Source organism: Paenibacillus eucommiae (assembly GCF_017874215.1).
Lineage (GTDB): Bacteria > Bacillota > Bacilli > Paenibacillales > NBRC-103111 > Paenibacillus_AI > Paenibacillus_AI eucommiae.
The window spans coordinates 162,528-183,864 of sequence record NZ_JAGGLB010000008.1 but is presented as its reverse complement, the minus strand read 5'-3'; the positions used below and the strand labels follow the sequence as shown (position 1 = coordinate 183,864).

Here is a 21,337-nt window from a genome sequence, read left to right as displayed (position 1 = left end):
TGTGATAGATCAAATCAGCAGCAGCCCAGCATCACTGATCAAGTCCATAGTACCTAACGAAAACACAGGTAACGGTGCTGCAGACCTAGGCAAGCAGTTTGGCTCTTTTCTAAACGATGCAATGGCCAACCTGAATACAGGACAAGCTGTAGTAGAACAACTGAATCAGAGCTTTGTTAAAGGTGAGCTATCTGAAGTGCATCAATTGACAATAGCTTCTGAGAAAGCTGCTTTGGGGTTGGAGTTAACGGTACAAGTTAGAAATCGGGTCGTAGAGGCTTATCAGGAAATTATGAGGATGCAGCTGTAACAGTGAATTATCGAGTAACTTTGTTTGGATGAGGTGAAACGGTGAACGAAACCATTCTCCAATATTGGAATAAAACAAAACAATATTGGAACAGATACAGCAAAAGTCAGAAGATTACTTTCATTTCCATCCTAGTGTTATTGTTATTGAGTATAGGAATCATCGGTTATAATATGTCCAAAACGGAATACTCTCTTGCTTTCACCGATCTTCCGCCTAATGATGCAGCGGCTATTACAGGATACTTGGATACAGCAAAAATTCCCTACAAGCTAAGCTCGGACGGAAAAAGCATCGAAGTACCTACGAATAAAGTCGCTAGCGTAAGAATCGAAGTGGAATCCCAGGGACTGAACCAGAACGGTTCGCTTGGCTTCGCCGTATTCAGAGAGAGCGGTTCTTTTGGAATAACGGATAATGAATTCAAAGTAAAATATGCAGATGCGGTTCAAGGGGAACTGCAGCAAGCTATTAATTCGATTCAAGCTATTAACAGCTCCAAGGTTCTTATTTCCATGCCTGAGGAATTTGCATTTAAGAAGCCTGAAGAGGAAAAAGCAACAGCATCCGTAGTTCTATTAGTGAAAACAGGATATACGTTAGCTCAGACTCAGGTGGACGCCATTTACAATCTGGTTTCACACAGTGTCAAAAACCTGCCGATTGAAAATATTTCCATCACGAATCAATATGGAGAGGAATTAGTTTCCTCGAAATTAAATGGCGGACAAAACGCCACAAATGTAGTGACTGGACAATTTGAAATTAATAATCAATTCCGCAACGACTTGCAGAGAAATATTACGAATCTTTTAGGCGCGCTGTATGGTAAGGACAAAGTTATTGTGAGTGTTTTCTCGACCATGAATTTCGATCAGAAAAGATCAACCGAAAATTTGGTTACAGCACCGAATGAAGTCGATATGAAGGGTCTTGAAATTTCTTTGCAGGAAGCAACCAGTTCTTATGAAAGTGATGGCGGAGCTGATGCTTCTGGTGGTGTTCCCGGTACAGGATCTACAGATGTTCCCGGATATCCAGGCAGCACAGGATCAGGCAAGACAAGCTCTGAAGAAACGACAAGAACTGTGAATTCAGAAGTAAACCGCATCAAAAATGATATCGTCTCTACGCCTTATGTCGTTAAGGATTTAAGCATTAACGTTGGCATCGAGCCCCCTGTTAAAGAGGATCCTCTTTCTTTGACTGATGAGTCCAAGACAGCGATTCAAAACGCATTGACTAACATTGTCAGAGCGGCATTAGCCGATAATAAAGTTACCTATACTGACGAAGAACTAACTAAAAAGGTTACAGTTATTGCTCATTCTTTCGTTAGGCCAACAGACGGTACGGCTTCAAAAACTCAAACTTACTTGATATATGGTGGTTTAGTGCTTGCGGCACTTGCCCTTGGCGGTATTGGAGCCTATGTGCTCATGAGACGTAAAAAAGCTCAGCAAATGGAAGAGGAAATGGAGATTCCAGCGAAGATCGAGCTTCCAACAATTGATATCGAATCTGTATCAAACGACAATCAAATGCGCAAACAGCTGGAAACTCTAGCAAAGAAAAGGCCGGAGGATTTCGTAAACTTGCTGCGTACTTGGTTAGTAGACGAATAGAGGTGCTAGTGTGTGGCTAGAACTGCTCAACAGGGATTAAGTGGGCGTCAGAAGGCAGCCATTCTTTTGATCAGTTTAGGTCCTGAGGTTTCCGCTCAAATCTTCAAGCATTTGCGTGAAGAAGAAATTGAGCAGTTAACATTGGAAATTGCAAACGTCAGAAAAGTGGATAGTATAGAAAAGGATTCCATCCTTAATGAATTTCACCAAATCTGTTTGGCTCAGGAGTTTATTTCTCAAGGCGGTATCGCCTATGCAAAAGATATTTTGGAGAAAGCGCTGGGCAGTCAAAGAGCGATGGATATCATCAACCGGCTCACAGCTACTTTACAGGTGAGACCGTTTGATTTCGCTAGAAAAGCAGATCCTGCACAAATATTAAATTTTATCCAGAATGAGAACTCGCAAACGATTGCCCTGGTGCTGTCTTACCTGCAGTCGGAGCAAGCTTCTATTATTTTATCTTCTTTACCACAAGAAAAGCAGGCAGATGTAGCCAAAAGAATTGCTCTTATGGACAGTACATCACCAGAAGTTATCAGTCAGGTAGAACGTGTTCTGGAACAAAAGCTTTCATCCACCGTAACACAGGATTACACGAATGCAGGCGGCATTTCTGCGATCGTTCAGATCCTCAATGGGGTTGACCGTGGAACAGAAAGAACGATTCTTGATTCTCTCGAAATTCAAGATCCTGAGTTAGCAGAAGAAATTAAGAAACGCATGTTTGTGTTTGAAGATATCGTGAATGTGGATAACCGTTCTATTCAACGTATTATCCGTGATATTGAGAATGCCGATCTCCAGCTTGCGCTTAAGGTTGCTAGCGAAGAAGTGCGGGAGGCCATTTTCAAAAACATGTCGAAACGGATGGCGGAAACGTTCAGAGAAGAAATGGAATTTATGGGTCCTGTCCGTTTGCGGGACGTTGAGGAAGCCCAGACCCGGATTGTAGCAACGATTCGCCGATTGGAAGAAGCCGGTGAAATCATAATAGCACGTGGTGGGGGAGACGATATCATTGTCTAGTGTCATTAAGTCTTCTGGATATATTTCTTTAGACGATATCAAAGTCATAGAGTCTTTGACACATTCTCAACCACTTGAATCTAATTCAATAGAACCAAATCATAATCCAATCATGCATGCGTATACACCAGAGCAGCAGCAGGAACTGCAGGATGCGAATGTCTTAAAGGAGCAAATTCTTCGTGATGCAGAAGCCTTTGCTGATCAACAGGTGCAAATGACCTTGCAGGAATGCGCAGCACTAAAAGAGCAAACAGACACTGATATCAATGAATGGTGGCAAACAAGACGTAATCAGGATGAACAAGCTTCTCAGTTAGCCAGACAAACCGGCTATGATGATGGCTACAAGGAAGGACTGCAGCGTGCAGAAGCTGAGCTTAAGCGGCAATATGATGAGATGCTTTCAGAAGCTCGTACCATTCTGGAGCAGTCTTATACTCTGAAGCAGCAGATTATTCAAGAGTCAGAGCCCTTCTTAATTGAGCTAAGCACCTCCATTGCAGAGAAGATCCTGGCTCGCCAATTGAACCTTTCTCCTGAATGGGTCGTCGAGCTGATTCAGCAGGTACTCTCTCGCAGACGCGAGAAAGGAACTATTGCGTTGTGCGTGGCACCAGAACATTTCGCCTACATACAGGATGCACGTGAAGAGCTTCTAACATCGATCGATTCTCAGGCAGAGCTGGAAATCATTCCAGATTCTACAGTGCACGATCATGGATGTGTAATTCGTTCATCGTTTGGCAGTATTGATGCAAGGATCGATACGCAATTGAAGGAAATTAAAGCAGCGCTTCAGCAATTAGCCATGACGAGTGAAGGTGCTGAATGATGAGCGCTATGCTGCCACCTGATGTAGAAAAATATAAAGAACATTTATTGCAAATTGATCCGATCCGTGTTAACGGAAAAGTCACTCAGGTTATAGGTTTAACAGTGGAATCAGAAGGACCGGATGTGAGCATAGGCGATCTTTGCTATATTTATCCTTTGAAATCGAGCAAGCCTTTGAAAGCGGAGGTTGTAGGCTTCCGCAACAATAAAGTGATCTTGATGCCGTTAGGCGAGCTTGATGCTATTGGACCAGGCTGTGATGTTGTGGGAACAGGGAAGCCTTTAACTGTACAGGTTGGTCATGAGCTGCTGGGCAAAGTATTGGATGGTTTGGGTCAGCCTTTGGATGGGTCCTTTCTTCCTTCAAGAATGGCTAATTATTCTACCAACAATGCTCCTGGAAATCCTTTGGCGAGGCCCCGGGTATTAACTCCTATCAGTGTAGGTGTCCGCTGTATTGATGGGCTTCTGACGATAGGTAAGGGGCAGCGTGTTGGGATTTTTGCAGGCTCTGGTGTTGGTAAAAGCACCTTGATGGGAATGATTGCCCGGAATACCTCGGCTGATGTGAATGTGATTGCCCTAATTGGGGAGCGCGGCCGCGAGGTACTCGATTTTATTGAAAGAGACTTGGGTACAGAGGGGCTTGCCCGATCTGTAGTTATCGTAGCAACGTCCGATCAGCCGGCGCTTATCCGGATCAAGGGAGCTATGATAGCTACAAGCATTGCTGAATACTTCCGGGATCGCGGCCTCAATGTAATGATGATGATGGATTCCGTAACGCGTTTTGCGATGGCCCAAAGGGAAGTAGGCTTGGCTGTAGGAGAGCCGCCCGCTACGCGTGGGTACACACCTTCTGTTTTTGCGATGCTGCCTAAGCTGCTTGAACGTTCAGGTACAGGACCGAAGGGCTCTATTACCGCGTTCTATACCGTTCTTGTGGACGGTGATGATATGAATGAGCCTATTGCTGATGCAGTCCGTGGAATTCTGGATGGACATATCGTATTGGCCCGTAATCTTGCGAATAAAGGCCACTTTCCAGCCATTGATGTACTCTCCAGCGTGAGCCGGGTCATGAAGGAAATTGTTACCGGTGAGCACTCGGAAGCTGCTGAACGATTAAAACGTCTGCTTTCCATTTATAAAGATTCGGAAGATCTAATCAATATAGGGGCGTACCAAAAAGGTTCGAATCCAGAAATTGATTTAGCACTGGAGCATATACAGGCGATTTGGGATTATACGAAACAGAGAACTTCGGAAAAACTGACATTTGACCAAGCACATCAACGTTTAATACAAGAATTTTATGAGGAATGAGGCGCCTGAATGAAATTCCAGTATTCCTTTCAACAAATTGTCAATCTCAAAAATAATGAAAAAACACAAGCCGAATGGATATTGTCGGAAGCCATAGTTCGCCTGCACTCGGAAGAAAACGGGTTAACTGAGCTTGACCGGCAAAAAACAGAGCTGTCTGAGCAAATATCCAAAGCCTCGGCAGACAGTATAATTATTTCTGAAATGCTGCTGCTGCAAAACTATATGAATCATCTGGATCAGGAAATTATCAAAAAAAATCGGGAAGTTCAAATCGCCCAGCGTCTAGTGGTGAAAGAACAAGCCCACCTTTCCGAAAAAATGATCGACGAGAAGGTATGGATGAAAGCACGTGAGAAGGCCTACGTGCAATTCCAGGCCTTATCAGGAAAAAAAGAACAAGAAGCGCTTGATGAAATGACGACAAATCGTTTCAAACGGTTATCTGAAGCCTCATCATCTTGACACCATCTTGAAGGAGGGAAGAGAAATGGCCGATACGAATGTCGAGGGCTCTTCTTCCTATAGTGGATTAGAACGATTTTTAATCTGGTTTTTAATCCCGTTTGTGTTTACTGCGGTGCTGCTCGTCGTGCTGCTGTCGATTTTTGACTATGATATTAAAGGCAGTATCCAAAAAGCTCTGCATGACATACCCGTCGTTGGAAGTATCGTTCCAGCTCCCAAAGAGAAGGCAGCAGAGACAACGGAGCCGGGGAAAACACAAAATAATGAGCAATTAATCAAAAATAAAGATGAACAAATCACGCTGCTCAGCACAAAAGTTGCAGAATTAGAGGAAGCGCTGCAAAATTCGGACATCATTGCTGAAAAGCAAGATAAGACGATCAAAGAAATAACGGCTAAAAACGCTGAATTGGAACAAAATCTTACAACAAAAACGCAAACCGATGAAGAGTACAAAAATCAGATTACTCAGCTTGCCGGCATTTACGCGAGCATGTCGCCAAGCAAGGCAGCGCCAATTATGGAAAACCTCACTACCAAAGAGATGGTTCTTGTGTTTAATCAGATGAAGGCTGAGAACCGGGCCAATATTTTTGCCAAGATGGATCCCAAAAAAGCAGCTGAAGCTTCCATCCTGATGAAGGATGTTGTCCCTGTAAAAGATCAGGAAATAGCAGCACTACAAGAAAGATTAACCATTAATGGATCAAATGAAACAGTTGCTTCCGCACAAAAAGTTAGCAATGCGGATTTAAGTCTTACTTTTGCCAATATGACTGCAAAGAGCGCGGCTACGGTACTGCTGGAAATGAATCGCGCCAGCTCTGCCAAGGTTTTGGCTATTCTAAGCGAAATGGATAATGCTTCAAGATCCAAGGTAATGACTGCATTAGCAGATTTGTCTAAAGAAACAGCGGCATCTATTGCCTCTAAGCTGGCCCCCTAACAATTCATCAGGATTCAATCACCGATAGCTGATCTGGATTGAAAGGAGGTGAAAATAATGGACACTTTAACGATGTCAACAACATCTACTAATAATGCAGCTGCATCAACTGCATCAGCTACAACGTCGACAACTTCTAATGCAGGTAAAAATTCCACTGCAGATTCAGCCGGGAAAACAGCAGCCGCCGGAACAGAGGCTACATTTACTCAGGTGCTGGGAGGTCAAATGACCAAAGCTGCTCCAGCAGATGAATCAACGGATGCGGCTCTGGCGTTGGCCGGACTTTTGCAGATGCTGCAAGGAATAACGCTGCCTGCACAGCTTGTTGTACAGAATCAGGAGGGCATTGCTCCTGATCCAAATCAAGTATTGCCGAATTTGCTGCTGCAAGCTATGAATAGCAACGAAGGTTTGGCAGATGCACTTTTACAGGATCCGAACATTCAACAGTGGTTTCAGCAAGCCCAGGAGATTTTAAGCTCATTGTCAGGACAGGCTGCTGGAGGTTCCACAGCGTTCTCATCACATCTGAATGCTGCTGATTCACAAAGCTTAGCCGCACAGAATACGCTTTTGGCGCTTAATTCGATGCTGCAGAAAAATCCCGACAATGTTATTCTTCAGTTTTTAGCGCAAGATTTGCAGAAGGTCATACAGCCTGTACTGCCGCTGCTTACAGCTCAAGCCGCTTCACTCTCTTTAGATCTTACAGGTCAAGCGGTTGCTGACAGTTTAGCAACAGCAGGTTCGAAGGCTTCTGAAGCAGGACTTTTAAGCCAAGGTACTGCCGCTAAGCATACAGAAGGCCAAGGCTCCAGCAAAGATACCATTTCGAAGCACGACAGAAAATTATTGGACGGTGATCAAGCTGAGAAGGTAGTAGTCCAACCTGCTGCTAAGTCAAAACTTGAACTGCTTGCCGCCAAGAGTGCTGTTAATGCTCCTATGTTCACAATGCATGCTGCTCCTGAAGAAACCGCTAAGGTGACTGCTGAAGTGAATGTGGCTTCCAATGTGAATGACAATACAGCGACTGTACAAGTCTCGCCTGATCAGATCAAAGCCCCCGTGCAAACGGAAAGCTTGACCAAAGCAGCGCCTCAGACATTTACGTCAGCTAACTTTGCTGAAGAGATGACCAAACATGTGGTTAAAAACATGAAAATCACTCTTGCTGAAGGATTGTCGGAAGCTAAGCTTTCTTTATTTCCAAGGAATCTTGGTCATGTAGATGTGAAAATATCTTTGCATGAAGGTCAATTAGTCGCTCATTTTGCGGCGGATACATTGGCAGGCAAACAAATGCTGGAAAGTCAGCTGCCGCTGCTCAGGCAATCACTGCTGAACCAGGGGCTGCAGGTTGAGAAGCTGGAAGTTACTCACAATGAAAATACGCAATCAGGTATGTTTCAGGACCAGCGCAACCAGCAATCTTTCAATCAATCACTTCGTCAAAATAAACAAAGCGCTATGAATTATGAGCTGGAGGGCACTGAATTTATTCAGGAATTGTCCGCGGCCGATGAATCCAAGCCAGCTTTATATGGCGGAAATTCCTTCGATGTAACGGCATAAGTGTAAGAAAGCTTCGGATGCAGCAGGAGGTGAAACTATGGCTGATCCTATCGTAGGTAATGTATCAGATATACTGAATGCCACGAAAGTGGTTAAGCAGAAAAAGAACGGTAATGATTTGGGGAAAGATGACTTTCTGAAAATATTAATTACCCAAATGAAATATCAGGATCCATCGCAGCCTATGCAGGATAAAGAATTTATCGCCCAGATGGCTCAGTTTACGTCCGTTGAGCAGTTATCGAATATGGCGGGTGAGATGAAGCTTCTCAGACAATCCCTGGGGATGGCATCTGGACTTATCGGTCAATCCGTCACCTGGTTAGGTAAGGATGAGCTTGGTTATTCGGTCACTAAATCCGGTATCGTTGATTCCATTACATTCAAAGACGACAAGCAATGGATCAATGTAAAGGGTGAGGCTATAACGCTGGACCAGCTGACGAAAATTGAGAATGCCGGGGGTGCAGCTGAATAATGGAGCGAATCTCGATTGGGCAGCTTTACCCGAGTGCAGGCACGCCGGTATCCGCAAGAAAAGCGCCCATACAGGCAACGGTTCCACAAGCTGGCAAGCCAAGTTTTGAAAACTTGCTGCAAAATCAGCTGCAAAACCAGAAAAGCCAGATCGTACGGCTGAGTCATCATGCAGAGGTCAGACTAGAGCAGCGCGGCATCGAGCTTCAGCCGGAACAGCTCAGTAAAATCGAATCTGCAATTGATCAAGCGGCATCTAAGGGAGCCAAGGACGCGTTAATGCTTTTAGAAGGAATGGCGCTAATAGTCAACATTCCTAACCGCACCATTGTAACCGCGATAGACGGAAAAGCTTTGAAAGATAATGTATTTACAAAGATAGATAGTGCTGTCATTATTTCTTAGCCAGGCTGGCCCTGCATGGAGGCCTGGAGCTGTGGATCGATTGAAGCAGCTCAAGTTTAAATTCGAATTCAAACTAGGAGGATACTAGATGTTAAGATCTTTGTATTCGGGCGTTTCAGGTATGCGTGGCTTCCAAGTGAAATTGGATGTAATAGGTAACAACATTGCTAATGTCAACACAGTTGGATTTAAAGGCGGACGAGTGATGTTTAAGGATATCCTTAGTCAGACCGTTGCTGGCGTAAGCGCCCCTGATGAGGTGCGTGGCGGTGTTAACGCTAAGCAGGTAGGGCTAGGTGTTGCCGTTGCTTCCATTGATACTGTACACACGCCAGGCAGTGCGATGACGACGAATCAAGTTACGGATTTGAGAATAAACGGCGATGGATTTTTCGCTGTAGGTGTGGAGGGACAAGCAGAAACTCCATATTTAACAAGAGCAGGAAATTTCACATTGGATGCGAATCGAATGCTGGTTAACGCTGAAGGCCTGCACGTCCTCTCAACAGATGGCGGGAATATTCAGCTAGACGAAGCGGTTACGGCTTTCTCAATCGCACTTAACGGAGACATCGTTGCAGTGAATGCAGATGGAACAACAGCTCCGACAGGAGATCGAATAGCGATTGTGCGGGTGACGAATCCTTCAGGATTAGAGAAAATTGGAGGGAATTTATATCGTATGACGCCAAACGGCAATACGGATGCTGTTATTGAATTATCAGATCCGGGAGATCCAGAGCTTGGAACAGGCACGATTATATCTGGAGAGCTGGAAATGTCCAATGTGGATTTGACTGGCGAGTTTACGGAGATGATCATTGCCCAACGCGGCTTCCAAGCGAATTCTCGCATAATTACAACATCAGATGAAATTTTGCAAGAGGTTGTTAATTTGAAGCGTTAAGGTAAACAGATGAGGTAACAGGGGGGAGAATTCTCCCCTACTATGTTTGCAGGAGGAGAATATGATCTCTCTCACTCGATTGAACGGCAAGCCTATTTTTGTGAACGCAATTTTGATAGAGTCCATGGAAGAAACTCCGGATACGATCATTACTTTAATAACAGGCAAGAAAATTACTGTTCTCGAACAGGGAGCGGTTGTGGTAAGCTTAGTTCAAGCCTACATGCAGGAGATTGGCTCTATAAGAGCTACAATAAAGTCCATGGATACGGAGGTCTCGTAGGTGTTCAAGAATAAAGTTTTTATTTTAGCAGTTTCTATTCTGATAGCGATCACTTTGATCCTTGTAGCGGCTTTTGTACTATGGAACTATATGGAGAAAAGCGGGACCCCGAACCCATCAGAGGATGCTCAGGCATCTGCTGAGCAAGTGAAGCCGACCAAGCCTCCTACAGCTGCTCAAACCAAGGCAAACACGGTGTTTATTAATGATATAACGACCAACCTTGCAGGCGGAGATCATTTTATTAAAGTAAGTTTTGCTTTTGAGCTTGAGAACAGCAAGGCCAAAGAGGAATTTGAAAATCTGCTTGAATCTACCGTAAAAGGGACTATCAATCGTACTTTAGTAGATATGACGCCTGAACAGGTGGAAGGCAGCAAAGGTCAGGACTTCTTGACATCGACTTTAATGAATAAGCTTAACCCCATGCTGCAAGATGGCAAGATTCGACAAGTATGGATTACGTACATAGTGCTTCAGTAGTTCTCAAGAACTTGCTTTAAGGGGGTGACTCTAATGGTTGATGTATTATCGCAAAATGAGATCGATGCTTTACTGGCTGCCTTGTCTTCCGGAGAAATGGATGCGGAAGAGCTTAAGAAGGAAGAAACTCAAAAGAAGGTCCGTGCTTATGATTTTAAAAGGGCCGTCCGTTTTTCTAAAGATCATATTCGCAGTTTAACCCGTATTCATGAGAATTTTGCGCGGTATTTAACGACTTATTTCTCTGCGCAGCTAAGAACGTTTGTGCAAATCAGTGTAGTTCAAGTGGAACAGCTGCCTTACGATGAATTTATTCGTTCTATTCCTAAAATGACGATTCTGAACATTTTCGAAGCAGAGCCTCTAGAGGGTCGTATGGTTCTTGAAGTGCACCCTAACGTCGCCTTTGCCATGCTCGATCGGTTGTTAGGCGGAACAGGCACTACTCCGAATAAAATAAATGCTCTGACAGAAATTGAAACGATTGTGATGGAAAGAATTTTCAGTAGAGCTTTTGATAGCCTTCAGGAAGCCTGGAAAACGGTTATCGACCTGTCACCCAGATTGGAAGCCTTGGAAACGAACCCGCAGTTCATGCAAATCGTTTCTCCAAACGAGACCATCGCACTTATTTCGCTGAGCACCAAAATTGGTGATACAACCGGAATGATTAACCTGTGTATACCGCATGTCGTTATTGAACCAATCATGCCGCGGCTATCTGTGCACCATTGGTTTGTCTCTCAGAAGAAGACAAGAGCTCCGGAGGAAATGGAAGCTCTTCAATTCAGACTGACGAAGGCGAAGCTTCCGCTAATTGCTGAACTTGGCCAGACCGAGATTACCATTCATGACTTTCTTGGATTGACTGTAGGAGACGTGATTCCACTCCAGAAATCAGTAGATGAAGCTCTGCAGGTGAAGGTTGGGGAGAAGCTGAAGTATTATGGGAGTCCTGGAACGGTTAAAGGGAAGATGGCTATTCAAATTAATGAAATTGTAGAGGAAGGAGAGGAAGAGAATGACGAGTAACAAGGATTATTTGTCTCAGGAAGAAATTGATGCCTTGCTAAGGCAGACCTCAGATGAGATGCCTGAATCTAAGTCTTCCTTCTCAACGCTAAGAGTAGAAGAATTTCTGACACCTTTGGAACAGGATGCTCTCGGGGAGATTGGCAATATTACTTTTGGCAGCGCGGCTACGGCGTTATCTACCTTGCTCGGTAAGAAAGTTGATATAACAACACCGAAGGTTTCCATTATCGCCAAGGAAGAGCTGCAAGCAGAATTTCCGCAGCCGCATGTTGCTGTTCATGTGAATTACGTTGATGGCTTCGATGGTATTAATCTGCTAGTGATCAGAAAACGCGATGCCCAGGTAATTGCCGATCTGATGATGGGGGGTAACGGTACGGGTGGACTGGAAGAGCTGAGTGAGATTCATATCAGTGCTGTGCAGGAAGCGATGAATCAAATGATGGGCTCATCAGCCACTTCCATGTCAACTATATTTAACCGCTTTGTTAACATTTCGCCTCCCGGCATTAATATTTTGAATTTGTCGCAGGGAGAAGGCACTTTACCAGACGAAGACATTTTCATTAAAGTATCGTTCCATCTGGCGATTGGTGATTTGATCGATTCGACGATCATGCAGCTGCTGCCTGTGAAGTTCGCCAAAGAAATGGTTTCCATTCTGATGGGGGATACTTCCGAGCCTGAGGAAATTCCAGCCAAGCCACCAGCTGCAGCGGCTCCGTCAGCGCCACCAGCTGCAGCGGCTCCGTCAGCGCCACCAGCTCCTCCGCAGCAGGAGGCCTTTACACCGCCGCCTGGAGTTCCCATGCATGAGCAGCCAATGTACCAGCAGCCGATGTATGAACAACCGATGTACCAGCAACCCATGTATCAGCAGCCAATGTATGGACAGCAGCCGCCTATGGGACAACCCGGACAGCCGATGTATCCGCCTCAGCAGCCGATGTACCAGCAGCCTCCTGCGCCATCAAACGCAATGCCGAATCGGAATGTAAATGTTCAGCCCGTGCAATTCGGTAATTTGCAAAATGGAACACTGCCGCTTGTTGATGAAACTAATCTTAACTTGCTGCTTGATATTCCGCTCAAAGTAACTGTAGAACTTGGAAGAACACATAAGGTGATTAAAGATATTTTGGAATTGTCTCAAGGCTCCATCATTGAACTGGACAAGCTTGCAGGTGAACCCGTCGACATATTGGTCAATAACAAGCTGATTGCCAAAGGCGAGGTCGTCGTTATCGATGAAAATTTCGGGGTTCGTGTTACCGACATTGTAAATCAGTGGGAACGAATTCAGAAGTTACAATAACTTAATTTTTTTAGGAGGACTGTTTAGTAATGGCTAATCGAATTCTTATTGTGGATGATGCAGCGTTTATGCGAATGATGATCCGGGATATTTTATCAAAAAATGGTTATGAGGTTTGTGGGGAAGCGAATGATGGTGCACAGGCCATTGAGAAGTTTAAAGAGCTAAAGCCTGATTTGATCACGATGGATATTACGATGCCTGAGATGGACGGTATTCATGCGTTAAAAGAAATCAAGAAGATTGAGCCTAACGCAAAAGTAATTATGTGCTCAGCGATGGGACAACAGGCTATGGTTATTGATGCCATCCAGGCAGGAGCCAAGGACTTTATCGTCAAGCCGTTTCAAGCGGATCGTGTTATTGAAGCCATTAAAAAAACGCTGGGCTAATCACATCTTAAGGTGTACATAGAGCGAGAGGGTGTAATCATTGAAAAGACTCGCAACCAAACTAATGTTAACCGCTTGTGGCAGCTTTGTTTTTTCGCTTACCATGGCCGGCGTGAGTGTGGCGGAGTCACCTTCGATTAAGACGATTTCGGATACTGAATTTTCCGGACCGGCAGACTCACTCCAGATGGTTGGCAAAGTGATCTTTTTTCTTATTTTGATTATTGTTTTGTTTTTGGTACTGATTAAATTTCTGTCCAAGAAAAATCAAACCTTATTCAAAAGATCGATTAGATCACTTGGGGGAGTTCCCCTTGGTCAGCATAAATCGATTCAAATCGTGGAAATCGGCCATTCCTTGTTCGTTGTTGGCGTAGGTGACAACATTCAACTGCTCGAGAAAATAGATGATCCCGAAGAAGTTGCCTACGTGACAGATCTGCTGAGTTCCAGCCAATCAGAGCAAATGAACTTCATGTCCTTAGGGAAATGGATGGCCAAATTAAAGGGAAACAAAAAAGAGATTGAGGAAGAAGAAGTGGAGCTGGCTTCCTTCCAGCAGGTATTTCACGATAAGCTGCAGCGTGTAACCTCGAGGAATAAAAATGTTGAGGAATGGCTATCGGATCAAAAACAAACAGATCGGTTGAATGATAAATGAAGAAACGTTCGCTAACACTCATGGTTCTTTTAACCGTCATTTTATTTTCCCTTTGCTTCTATGGAACAGCTAACGCCGCGGAACCCGCTTCAACAACTAATCTAATTCCCGGAATTAATGTAAACATAGACTCAAGCGGTACTAGCGGAACTTCGAGTACAGTTAGCGTCATACTCTTGTTAACCGTGCTGAGTATCGCACCTTCTATCCTGGTCCTAATGACAAGCTTTACCCGTATTGTAATTGTTCTCGGCTTTGTCAGAAGCTCACTCGGAACCCAGCAGATGCCGCCGAATCAGGTGATGATCGGTCTGGCCCTGTTTCTAACTTTTTTTATTATGGCGCCAACCTTGGGTGAAATTAACCAAGTTGCCCTGCAGCCGTTACTCAAAGGCGAGATCAATCAGACAGAAGCCTTAACTAAGGCTTCGCTGCCTATCAAGAAATTTATGTGGAGTCATACTCGTGATAAGGATCTTAAGCTGTTTCTTGACTACTCTCAGGCCGAAAAGCCAACAAGCATTGAAGACACACCGATTACAGCCCTTGTTCCAGCTTATGTAATCAGCGAGTTGAAAACGGCATTTCAGATGGGATTTATGATTTTTATTCCTTTTCTGGTCATAGACATGGTGGTCTCAAGCACACTCATGGCAATGGGGATGATGATGCTGCCGCCCGTTATGATATCTCTTCCTTTTAAGATACTTTTGTTTATTCTTGTTGATGGTTGGTATCTGGTAGTGAAATCGCTGCTCCTTAGTTATAATACGTGACCCAGCATGCCAGAGAATCAGAATACGGAGGTTTCTTAAATGAGTTCGGAGTTTATTATTAAGCTGGCCGGTGAGGCTATCTATACGGTGCTTAAGGCAAGCGCTCCAATGCTGCTTATAGCTCTAATCGTTGGTTTGCTTATAAGTATTTTTCAGGCAACTACTCAAATTCAGGAGCAGACGCTTGCTTTTGTTCCCAAAATCGTAGCTGTTTTATTATCCATGTTGATTTTTGGTCCATGGATACTAAATACGTTGGTTGACTTCACTTTTAATTTGCTGAGCAACCTTTACAAATATGTTAGTTAGGTTGTGAAGGAGCATGGAGCTTTTTTTTCAAACATGGCCTAACCTTTTGCTCATTTTCTGTCGAATGACCTCGTTTTTTGTCGTCGTTCCCTTCTTTTCATCCAGAAATATTCCGACCACCGTGAAAATCGGACTGGCAGCTTTTCTCAGCTTTATTACTTTTGGGATCGTGGGAGCCAGCAATCCGGTACCTATAGACTCCATCTATGTATTACTGATTCTTAGAGAAATTTTAGTTGGAGTGCTGCTTGGCTTTGTGATCTATTTATTTTTCACTGCTGTACAAATTGCAGGAGCCTTTGTTGATATTCAGATGGGTTTTGCGATCGCAAATGTGATTGATCCGATGACGGGCTCCTCAGCGCCGATGCTCGGTAATATGAAGTTTATGGTATCGCTGTTGATCTTTTTATCCTTTGATGGCCATCATTATTTAATTCGTGCGATCATCGATAGCTATCAATGGATTCCGCTCGATAATGAGCTGTTTACACGGATCTACAATGGACAAATTTCGGATTTTCTGTTCAAATCCTTTTCCACTATGTTTTATCTGGCCTTTCAGATAGGGGCACCACTCGTCGCTGCATTTTTTTTAACCGATTTGGGATTAGGCCTGCTTACGCGGGTTGCGCCTCAATTTAACGTATTTGTAGTAGGGATGCCGCTTAAAATGCTGCTTGGCTTTTTATTGCTCTATCTTTTGTTTCCAGAGCTGCCCTCTCTGTTTCAACATTTATATGTAACAGCTTTTGATTCATTAGGCGAGCTTATTGAGCTTATTTCGAAGCCTCAGCCAGCTGCTCCATAAAGCTTATAGTACTTCATGACAAAGGTTAGTTTTCCTGCAGGAAGCGTTTAGGAGGTTACTCGTGTCCCAATTTCGTCTGCACCTGGATCTCCAATTGTTTGCCGGGGAAAAATCTGAGCCCGCAACGCCAAAGAAAAGACAGGAGAGCCGCAAGAAGGGCCAGGTTGCGAAGAGCATGGATTTGCCCGCAGCCTTTATCTTGTTCTTCGTATTTCTATCCTTTTATTTATTTGGGGGATTTATGAAGGATAAATTAGTCCATGTATTCAGGCATATTTATCAAAGTGAGCTGTTAATGGACGTTTCCACGGGAAATGTACTGGTGCTGTTCAGTAGTCTCGCTGTTGAGTGTTTGATTCTCTTGGCTCCCATTATGTTGTTTGCTATGATCATTGCTGTTCTAGGCAACTACTTGCAAATCGGGGTTATGTTTACTGGAGAGCCCCTGATGATGAAATTTAATAAAATCAATCCGATCGAAGGATTCAAGCGATTATTTTCCATGAGAGTTGTGGTTGATTTTCTTAAATCAATGTTAAAGATGTCTATTATTGGCTACGTAGTTTATACAACCTTATGGGGCAGAAAAGAAGAGATCCTGAAGATGGGACATTTACCGCTTGAAGCTGCCTTTAAATTTATTGCTTCTATTACGCTGCAGCTCGGTATTAAAATTGGTCTTATTCTTATTGTCCTGGCTCTATTTGATTTTATGTACCAGAAATATGAATTTGAAAAAAGCATTAAAATGTCCAAGCAGGATATTAAAGATGAGCACAAAAAGTCGGATGGAGATCCTTTGATAAAAGGGAAAATTCGTGAGCAGCAGCGGCGGATGGCCATGCAGCGTATGATGCAGGAAGTGCCCAAAGCGGATGTTGTGATCACCAACCCGACTCATTATGCGGTTGCTTTGAAATATGATGCCGGAAATATGCAAGCCCCGGTTGTTATAGCCAAGGGAAGCGATTATATGGCGCTTAAAATCAAGGAAGTTGCCAAGCAGCATAAAATAATGACGATGGAGAACAAGCCTTTGGCCAGAGCCATTTATGCACAGGTGGAGATGGGGGAGTCCATTCCCGCAGATTTGTTCCAGGCTGTGGCAGAAGTGCTAGCGTACGTTTATAAAGTTAAGGGTAGAACCAAATAATCAGGAAGGGTGGTATGCTGTAGTGAAGTTGAGAGATTTGGTTGTTCTGATCGGAATTATCGGAATCGTGCTCATGATGGTCGTACCGATTCCCCTTCATTTGCTGGACTTTTTATTAATAGTTAACATTGCTCTGGCATTGCTGATTATTCTAGTAGCTATGAATACACAGGAAGCTTTGCAATTCTCAATTTTCCCTTCGCTCCTTTTGATAACCACTTTATTTCGGCTTGCACTTAATGTGTCTACAACTCGGAACATTCTGGCTCATGCCGAAGGAGGCAACGTGGTCAGAACTTTTGGTTCATTCGTAGCCCAGGGCAATATTGTGGTGGGATTTGTTATCTTCCTCATTCTTGTCTTAGTCCAATTTATTGTTATTACCAAAGGTTCTGAGCGGGTTGCCGAGGTAGCTGCTAGATTTACGCTAGATGCTATGCCAGGTAAACAAATGAGTATTGATGCTGATTTGAACGCAGGACTGATTAATGAACAGCAAGCAAGAGAACGCAGGCAGAAGATCGGCAAGGAAGCGGATTTCTATGGAGCCATGGATGGTGCCAGTAAATTCGTTAAAGGAGACGCGATTGCGGGTATCATCATTCTGATCATTAACCTGCTCGGCGGGTTGATCATCGGTGTCACCATGAAGGGGATGGAAATGGGTGAAGCTCTGGAAACCTTCTCCGTTCTTACGATAGGAGATGGTCTCGTCAGTCAAATACCGGCGCTATTGATCTCCACTGCAGCTGGTTTAATTGTTACGAGAGCTTCATCGGATGGTAACTTAGGTCATGATATCACCTCCCAGATTACAGGACAGCCCAAACTGCTATATATCGTAGCTGGTACGCTTATTATGCTGGGTCTTTTTACACCGATTGACTGGTTTACAACTTTCCCAATTGCAGGACTGTTAATATATGCTGCGCTTAAAATGCAGAAAAATATGCAGCGAGATGCAGTGCAGGCAGAACAAATGGTCGAGGAGCAGCAGATCGAAGAGGTGCGCAGTCCGGAGAGTGTTATCAGCCTGCTGCAGGTGGATCCGATTGAATTCGAATTTGGATATGGTTTGATTCCACTCGCGGATTCTCAGCAGGGCGGAGACTTGCTGGACCGCATTATTCTGATTAGAAGACAGTGTGCTCTTGAGCTTGGTATTGTAGTTCCGGTCATTAGGATTCGCGATAATATTCAGTTAAGACCCAACGAGTATATGATCAAGATTAAAGGCAATACCGTAGCCCGTGGTGAACTGCTGCTGAATCACTATTTGGCTATGAGTCCGGGTATCGATGACGATTCGATCTCGGGTATAGAAACGACGGAGCCAGCTTTTGGACTGCCTGCGATTTGGATCGATGAATCGACTAAAGAACGGGCAGAGCTATCGGGATATACGGTAGTTGATCCTCCGTCCGTTGTTGCGACGCATCTGACCGAAATTATTAAGAAGCATGCACACGAGCTGTTAGGACGCCAAGAAACGAAAGCTCTTATCGAGAATGTGAGAGAGTCCTATCCTGCTCTACTGGACGACTTGATACCAAGTGTATTGTCTGTAGGGGATGTTCAAAAGGTTCTGGCAAAGCTGCTGCGTGAAAAAATTTCTGTCAGGGACTTGGTAAGTATCCTGGAAACTCTCGCCGATTACGGGACTTACAGTAAAGATCCAGAGATCCTTACTGAATACGTGAGACAAGCATTATCCAGACAAATTACGCAACAGTTCACATCTATTGGAGATTCATTAAAAGTGATAACCGTTGGCCCTTCTCTGGAAAAGAAGATTGCCGATTCTGTTCAGCAGTCCGATCAGGGAAGCTACCTGGCGCTGGATCCATCTTCATCACAAATTATTTATCACCGAGTCAGTGAACAAGTCACAAAGCTCATCCAATCCGGACAGCAGCCTGTCATTCTCACATCGCCAACCATTCGCATGTATCTCAGACAGCTGCTGGAAAGAACGATGCAGGATATCCCGGTTCTATCCTACAGCGAATTGGAACCAAGCGTTGAAATACAAAGCATGGGAGTTGTCAATCTATGAGAGTGAAGCGGTATGTGGTTGATTCGATGCCTGATGCTCTGCAGAAAATCCGCAGTGATTTAGGTAAGGATGCTGTCATCCTGAACACGAAAGAAATTCGTTCCGGGGGATTTCTGGGGATGTTCGGAAAGAAAAAGATTGAAGTAATCGCCGCTACGGATACAGGCGGCGGAGAGGGCACTAACGCTTCTTCCGGCGCAAAGCCTGCTGCGGCTATTAGGCCAGCAGCAGCGGTGGTCCGTCCAGCACCTGCAACAGCACCAGCCCAAGCGCTAGCCGTGCTCACCCAAGAGAAGCGCTCCGATTTCCCTGAGGTTCCTGACGTTTTGCATACCTATACACCGCCAAAGGCAGCTTCTCATGCTCCCAGACCCCAAGAAGAACTTCTTTTAGAAGAAATCAAGCAAATGAAAGAAATGATGAAAAATCTTACTTTTTCTGCGAAGGATGAACCCAAGCTTCCTGAGCCTCTGGCTAAAATAGAACACCGCTTGCTGGAACAGGAAGTTGATCATTTGCTTGTTAAGCAATTGATGGAGCAAGCTCTTGAGGAGTCTTTGGCAAGCGGGGAAGAAATCTCTGAGCAAGCAGCGGAGAGCTCAATCCGCAAGCAGCTGCAGGAGATGTTTCATACCGACTCCAGCAAGCAAATCTCTGCTGCAACTAGAGTCGTCCACTTTGTCGGGCCAACAGGCGTTGGCAAAACTACAACGATCGCTAAGCTGGCGGCAGAGCAGGTACTTAAATTTCATCGGAAGGTGGGATTCATTACCTCGGATACGTATCGGATTGCTGCTATTGAGCAGCTTAAAACGTATGCGACGATTTTAAATGTTCCGATTGAGGTTGTGTTCTCACCTCAGGATTTATCTAAAGCGTTTCGCCAGCTGGAAGCTTGCGATATTATTTTCATGGACACGGCAGGACGTAATTTCCGCAATGAAATGTATGTATCAGAGCTCAATGCTTTACTTCAGACGCAAGGTAATAGTGAAACCATTCTTGTTTTAAGCTTAACGACGAAGTATAAGGACATGAAGGCCATTACTAATAATTTCAATAAATTCAAGCTTGATAAGGTACTTTTTACCAAGATGGATGAAACCGATTCGTATGGAGCGATTGTCAATCTTATTCACGATTTTTCGCTGCAGCTTTCTTATGTGACAAATGGGCAGAATGTTCCTGATGATATTACCGAAATAAGCGAGCAGCATATTATCGATCTGTTATTGGAGGAATCCGTTCATGACTGATCAGGCACAGGGGCTGCGAAACCTGGTACAAATACAAAATGAGAACAATACTAGAGAAACCAGGGTAATCACGGTTACCAGCGGAAAAGGCGGCGTAGGCAAATCGAACTTTACGTTAAATTTCGCCTTGACTCTACAGTCCCGCGGCTATAAGGTTTTGGTCTTTGATGCGGATATTGGGCTTGCCAACATTGATGTATTAATGGGAGTCTCCTCCAAATATAGCTTATACCACCTGCTTAAAAAGGAAAAAACAATTTGGGAAATCATTCAAAAAGGCTACAACGATTTGGAGTTTATAGCCGGAGGCTCTGGCTTCAATGATCTGCTTCGCCTGACCGAGGAAGAACTTGAATATTTCGCCCAGCAGGTCAATCAGCTCAATGGTTATGTGGATTTTATTATTTTTGATACGGGTGCCGGTTTATCGAAAGAAACATTGAAGTTCATTCTGGCAGCTGAAGATACAATTGTTGTAACAACTCCAGAGCCTACTTCTATAACCGATGCTTATGCAATTATCAAAATGGTTAATTCAATGGGCCACAAGGTATCTTTTACATTAGTGATCAATCGGGTTACAGACCTCAAAGAGGGTAAATATACAGCTGACAAAATTAGCATGGTGGCCAAGCAGTTTTTACAAATTGATATCCCCACTCTCGGATTTGTTGATGATGACAGCAGCGTTATGAAAGCAGTTAAAAAGCAAGTACCATTCACGGTTGCCTTTCCGAATTCGGCTGCATCCAGAGGGATACAAGTACTTGTTGACCGTTTTATCGCAGGCCAAAGCCAAATGGAAGTCAGCTCAACTGGAATTAAAGGTTTTCTTAATAAAATGATAAAGCTATTGAAATAAGCTTAGCTGCTTGAGTTCTGAAGCGGCCATAAAGGGG

General features: G+C 44.1%; 24 protein-coding genes. All 24 read left to right on the top strand.

What is annotated here, in order from left to right; all coding sequences use genetic code 11:
• Position 1: 1 nt before the first annotated feature.
• A complete protein-coding gene (fliE, locus tag J2Z66_RS14215; RefSeq protein ID WP_209972096.1) occupies positions 2 to 310 on the top strand; it encodes a flagellar hook-basal body complex protein FliE in 309 nt (102 codons plus the stop codon).
• 41 nt (positions 311 to 351) lie between these two features.
• Complete coding sequence (fliF, locus tag J2Z66_RS14210; protein ID WP_209972095.1) at positions 352 to 1,935, top strand: flagellar basal-body MS-ring/collar protein FliF; 1,584 nt, start codon at positions 352 to 354, stop codon at positions 1,933 to 1,935.
• 12 nt (positions 1,936 to 1,947) lie between these two features.
• Positions 1,948 to 2,964 carry a flagellar motor switch protein FliG gene (gene fliG / locus J2Z66_RS14205; protein WP_209972094.1) on the top strand — a complete coding sequence of 339 codons (1,017 nt, stop codon included), beginning with the start codon at positions 1,948 to 1,950 and terminating at the stop codon, positions 2,962 to 2,964.
• Positions 2,957 to 3,799 carry a FliH/SctL family protein gene (locus J2Z66_RS14200; RefSeq protein ID WP_209972093.1) on the top strand — a complete coding sequence of 281 codons (843 nt, stop codon included), beginning with the start codon at positions 2,957 to 2,959 and terminating at the stop codon, positions 3,797 to 3,799. The genes fliG and J2Z66_RS14200 overlap by 8 nt, the downstream gene beginning before the upstream one ends.
• On the top strand, positions 3,799 to 5,127 hold the full coding sequence (gene fliI, locus J2Z66_RS14195; RefSeq protein WP_245375551.1) for a flagellar protein export ATPase FliI: 1,329 nt from the start codon (positions 3,799 to 3,801) through the stop codon (positions 5,125 to 5,127). The genes J2Z66_RS14200 and fliI overlap by 1 nt, the downstream gene beginning before the upstream one ends.
• A gap of 9 nt (positions 5,128 to 5,136) precedes the next feature.
• Positions 5,137 to 5,592: a flagellar export protein FliJ gene (fliJ, locus tag J2Z66_RS14190; protein WP_209972092.1), complete on the top strand. Its 456-nt coding sequence runs from the start codon at positions 5,137 to 5,139 to the stop codon at positions 5,590 to 5,592.
• 25 nt (positions 5,593 to 5,617) lie between these two features.
• Complete coding sequence (locus J2Z66_RS14185) at positions 5,618 to 6,541, top strand: MotE family protein (RefSeq protein ID WP_209972091.1); 924 nt, start codon at positions 5,618 to 5,620, stop codon at positions 6,539 to 6,541.
• A 57-nt stretch (positions 6,542 to 6,598) separates the two neighbouring features.
• Entirely contained in the window at positions 6,599 to 8,119 is a 1,521-nt protein-coding gene (locus J2Z66_RS14180) for a flagellar hook-length control protein FliK (protein WP_209972090.1), read from the top strand.
• Positions 8,120 to 8,156: 37 nt separating this feature from the next.
• The gene (locus tag J2Z66_RS14175) at positions 8,157 to 8,597 is read left to right on the top strand and encodes a flagellar hook capping FlgD N-terminal domain-containing protein (RefSeq protein WP_209972089.1); all 441 of its coding nucleotides are present in this window, start codon (positions 8,157 to 8,159) and stop codon (positions 8,595 to 8,597) included.
• The gene (locus J2Z66_RS14170) at positions 8,594 to 9,001 is read left to right on the top strand and encodes a TIGR02530 family flagellar biosynthesis protein (RefSeq protein WP_312894563.1); all 408 of its coding nucleotides are present in this window, start codon (positions 8,594 to 8,596) and stop codon (positions 8,999 to 9,001) included. Before J2Z66_RS14175 ends, J2Z66_RS14170 begins: the two co-directional genes overlap by 4 nt.
• A gap of 88 nt (positions 9,002 to 9,089) precedes the next feature.
• Positions 9,090 to 9,908, top strand: a complete 819-nt coding sequence (gene flgG, locus J2Z66_RS14165) for a flagellar basal body rod protein FlgG (RefSeq protein WP_209972087.1) — start codon at positions 9,090 to 9,092, stop codon at positions 9,906 to 9,908.
• 61 nt (positions 9,909 to 9,969) lie between these two features.
• Positions 9,970 to 10,191, top strand: coding sequence for a flagellar FlbD family protein (locus tag J2Z66_RS14160; protein WP_209972086.1), 222 nt, complete (start codon positions 9,970 to 9,972; stop codon positions 10,189 to 10,191).
• The gene (locus J2Z66_RS14155; RefSeq protein ID WP_209972085.1) at positions 10,192 to 10,674 is read left to right on the top strand and encodes a flagellar basal body-associated FliL family protein; all 483 of its coding nucleotides are present in this window, start codon (positions 10,192 to 10,194) and stop codon (positions 10,672 to 10,674) included. It begins immediately after the preceding gene.
• Between the two features lie 33 nt (positions 10,675 to 10,707).
• Entirely contained in the window at positions 10,708 to 11,706 is a 999-nt protein-coding gene (fliM, locus tag J2Z66_RS14150; protein ID WP_209972084.1) for a flagellar motor switch protein FliM, read from the top strand.
• Complete coding sequence (gene fliY / locus J2Z66_RS14145; protein WP_209972083.1) at positions 11,696 to 13,024, top strand: flagellar motor switch phosphatase FliY; 1,329 nt, start codon at positions 11,696 to 11,698, stop codon at positions 13,022 to 13,024. Before fliM ends, fliY begins: the two co-directional genes overlap by 11 nt.
• A 29-nt stretch (positions 13,025 to 13,053) precedes the next feature.
• Positions 13,054 to 13,416 carry a response regulator gene (locus J2Z66_RS14140; RefSeq protein ID WP_209972082.1) on the top strand — a complete coding sequence of 121 codons (363 nt, stop codon included), beginning with the start codon at positions 13,054 to 13,056 and terminating at the stop codon, positions 13,414 to 13,416.
• Between the two features lie 40 nt (positions 13,417 to 13,456).
• Positions 13,457 to 14,077 carry a flagellar biosynthetic protein FliO gene (locus J2Z66_RS14135; protein WP_209972081.1) on the top strand — a complete coding sequence of 207 codons (621 nt, stop codon included), beginning with the start codon at positions 13,457 to 13,459 and terminating at the stop codon, positions 14,075 to 14,077.
• Positions 14,074 to 14,853: a flagellar type III secretion system pore protein FliP gene (fliP, locus tag J2Z66_RS14130; RefSeq protein WP_209972080.1), complete on the top strand. Its 780-nt coding sequence runs from the start codon at positions 14,074 to 14,076 to the stop codon at positions 14,851 to 14,853. The genes J2Z66_RS14135 and fliP overlap by 4 nt, the downstream gene beginning before the upstream one ends.
• 39 nt (positions 14,854 to 14,892) lie before the next feature.
• Positions 14,893 to 15,162, top strand: coding sequence for a flagellar biosynthesis protein FliQ (gene fliQ / locus J2Z66_RS14125; RefSeq protein ID WP_209972079.1), 270 nt, complete (start codon positions 14,893 to 14,895; stop codon positions 15,160 to 15,162).
• Between the two features lie 13 nt (positions 15,163 to 15,175).
• Positions 15,176 to 15,973 carry a flagellar biosynthetic protein FliR gene (fliR, locus tag J2Z66_RS14120; protein WP_209972078.1) on the top strand — a complete coding sequence of 266 codons (798 nt, stop codon included), beginning with the start codon at positions 15,176 to 15,178 and terminating at the stop codon, positions 15,971 to 15,973.
• 61 nt (positions 15,974 to 16,034) lie between these two features.
• Positions 16,035 to 17,126: a flagellar biosynthesis protein FlhB gene (flhB, locus tag J2Z66_RS14115; protein WP_209972077.1), complete on the top strand. Its 1,092-nt coding sequence runs from the start codon at positions 16,035 to 16,037 to the stop codon at positions 17,124 to 17,126.
• Between the two features lie 22 nt (positions 17,127 to 17,148).
• Positions 17,149 to 19,182, top strand: coding sequence for a flagellar biosynthesis protein FlhA (gene flhA, locus J2Z66_RS14110; RefSeq protein WP_209972076.1), 2,034 nt, complete (start codon positions 17,149 to 17,151; stop codon positions 19,180 to 19,182).
• Positions 19,179 to 20,438 (top strand): flagellar biosynthesis GTPase FlhF, encoded by a 1,260-nt coding sequence (gene flhF / locus J2Z66_RS14105; protein WP_209972075.1) that lies wholly within the window; start codon positions 19,179 to 19,181, stop codon positions 20,436 to 20,438. The genes flhA and flhF overlap by 4 nt, the downstream gene beginning before the upstream one ends.
• Positions 20,431 to 21,300, top strand: a complete 870-nt coding sequence (locus J2Z66_RS14100; RefSeq protein ID WP_209972074.1) for a MinD/ParA family protein — start codon at positions 20,431 to 20,433, stop codon at positions 21,298 to 21,300. Before flhF ends, J2Z66_RS14100 begins: the two co-directional genes overlap by 8 nt.
• The last annotated feature ends 37 nt before the right edge of the window (positions 21,301 to 21,337 follow it).

Coding starts and splice junctions, on each gene's coding strand:
- fliI (WP_245375551.1), top strand. CDS start 3,799: ATGAGCGCTATGCTGCCACCTGATGTAGAAAAATATAAAGAACATTTA.
- fliJ (WP_209972092.1), top strand. CDS start 5,137: ATGAAATTCCAGTATTCCTTTCAACAAATTGTCAATCTCAAAAATAAT.
- J2Z66_RS14185 (WP_209972091.1), top strand. CDS start 5,618: ATGGCCGATACGAATGTCGAGGGCTCTTCTTCCTATAGTGGATTAGAA.
- J2Z66_RS14180 (WP_209972090.1), top strand. CDS start 6,599: ATGGACACTTTAACGATGTCAACAACATCTACTAATAATGCAGCTGCA.
- J2Z66_RS14175 (WP_209972089.1), top strand. CDS start 8,157: ATGGCTGATCCTATCGTAGGTAATGTATCAGATATACTGAATGCCACG.
- flgG (WP_209972087.1), top strand. CDS start 9,090: ATGTTAAGATCTTTGTATTCGGGCGTTTCAGGTATGCGTGGCTTCCAA.
- J2Z66_RS14160 (WP_209972086.1), top strand. CDS start 9,970: ATGATCTCTCTCACTCGATTGAACGGCAAGCCTATTTTTGTGAACGCA.
- fliM (WP_209972084.1), top strand. CDS start 10,708: ATGGTTGATGTATTATCGCAAAATGAGATCGATGCTTTACTGGCTGCC.
- fliY (WP_209972083.1), top strand. CDS start 11,696: ATGACGAGTAACAAGGATTATTTGTCTCAGGAAGAAATTGATGCCTTG.
- J2Z66_RS14140 (WP_209972082.1), top strand. CDS start 13,054: ATGGCTAATCGAATTCTTATTGTGGATGATGCAGCGTTTATGCGAATG.
- fliP (WP_209972080.1), top strand. CDS start 14,074: ATGAAGAAACGTTCGCTAACACTCATGGTTCTTTTAACCGTCATTTTA.
- fliQ (WP_209972079.1), top strand. CDS start 14,893: ATGAGTTCGGAGTTTATTATTAAGCTGGCCGGTGAGGCTATCTATACG.
- fliR (WP_209972078.1), top strand. CDS start 15,176: ATGGAGCTTTTTTTTCAAACATGGCCTAACCTTTTGCTCATTTTCTGT.
- flhF (WP_209972075.1), top strand. CDS start 19,179: ATGAGAGTGAAGCGGTATGTGGTTGATTCGATGCCTGATGCTCTGCAG.
- J2Z66_RS14100 (WP_209972074.1), top strand. CDS start 20,431: ATGACTGATCAGGCACAGGGGCTGCGAAACCTGGTACAAATACAAAAT.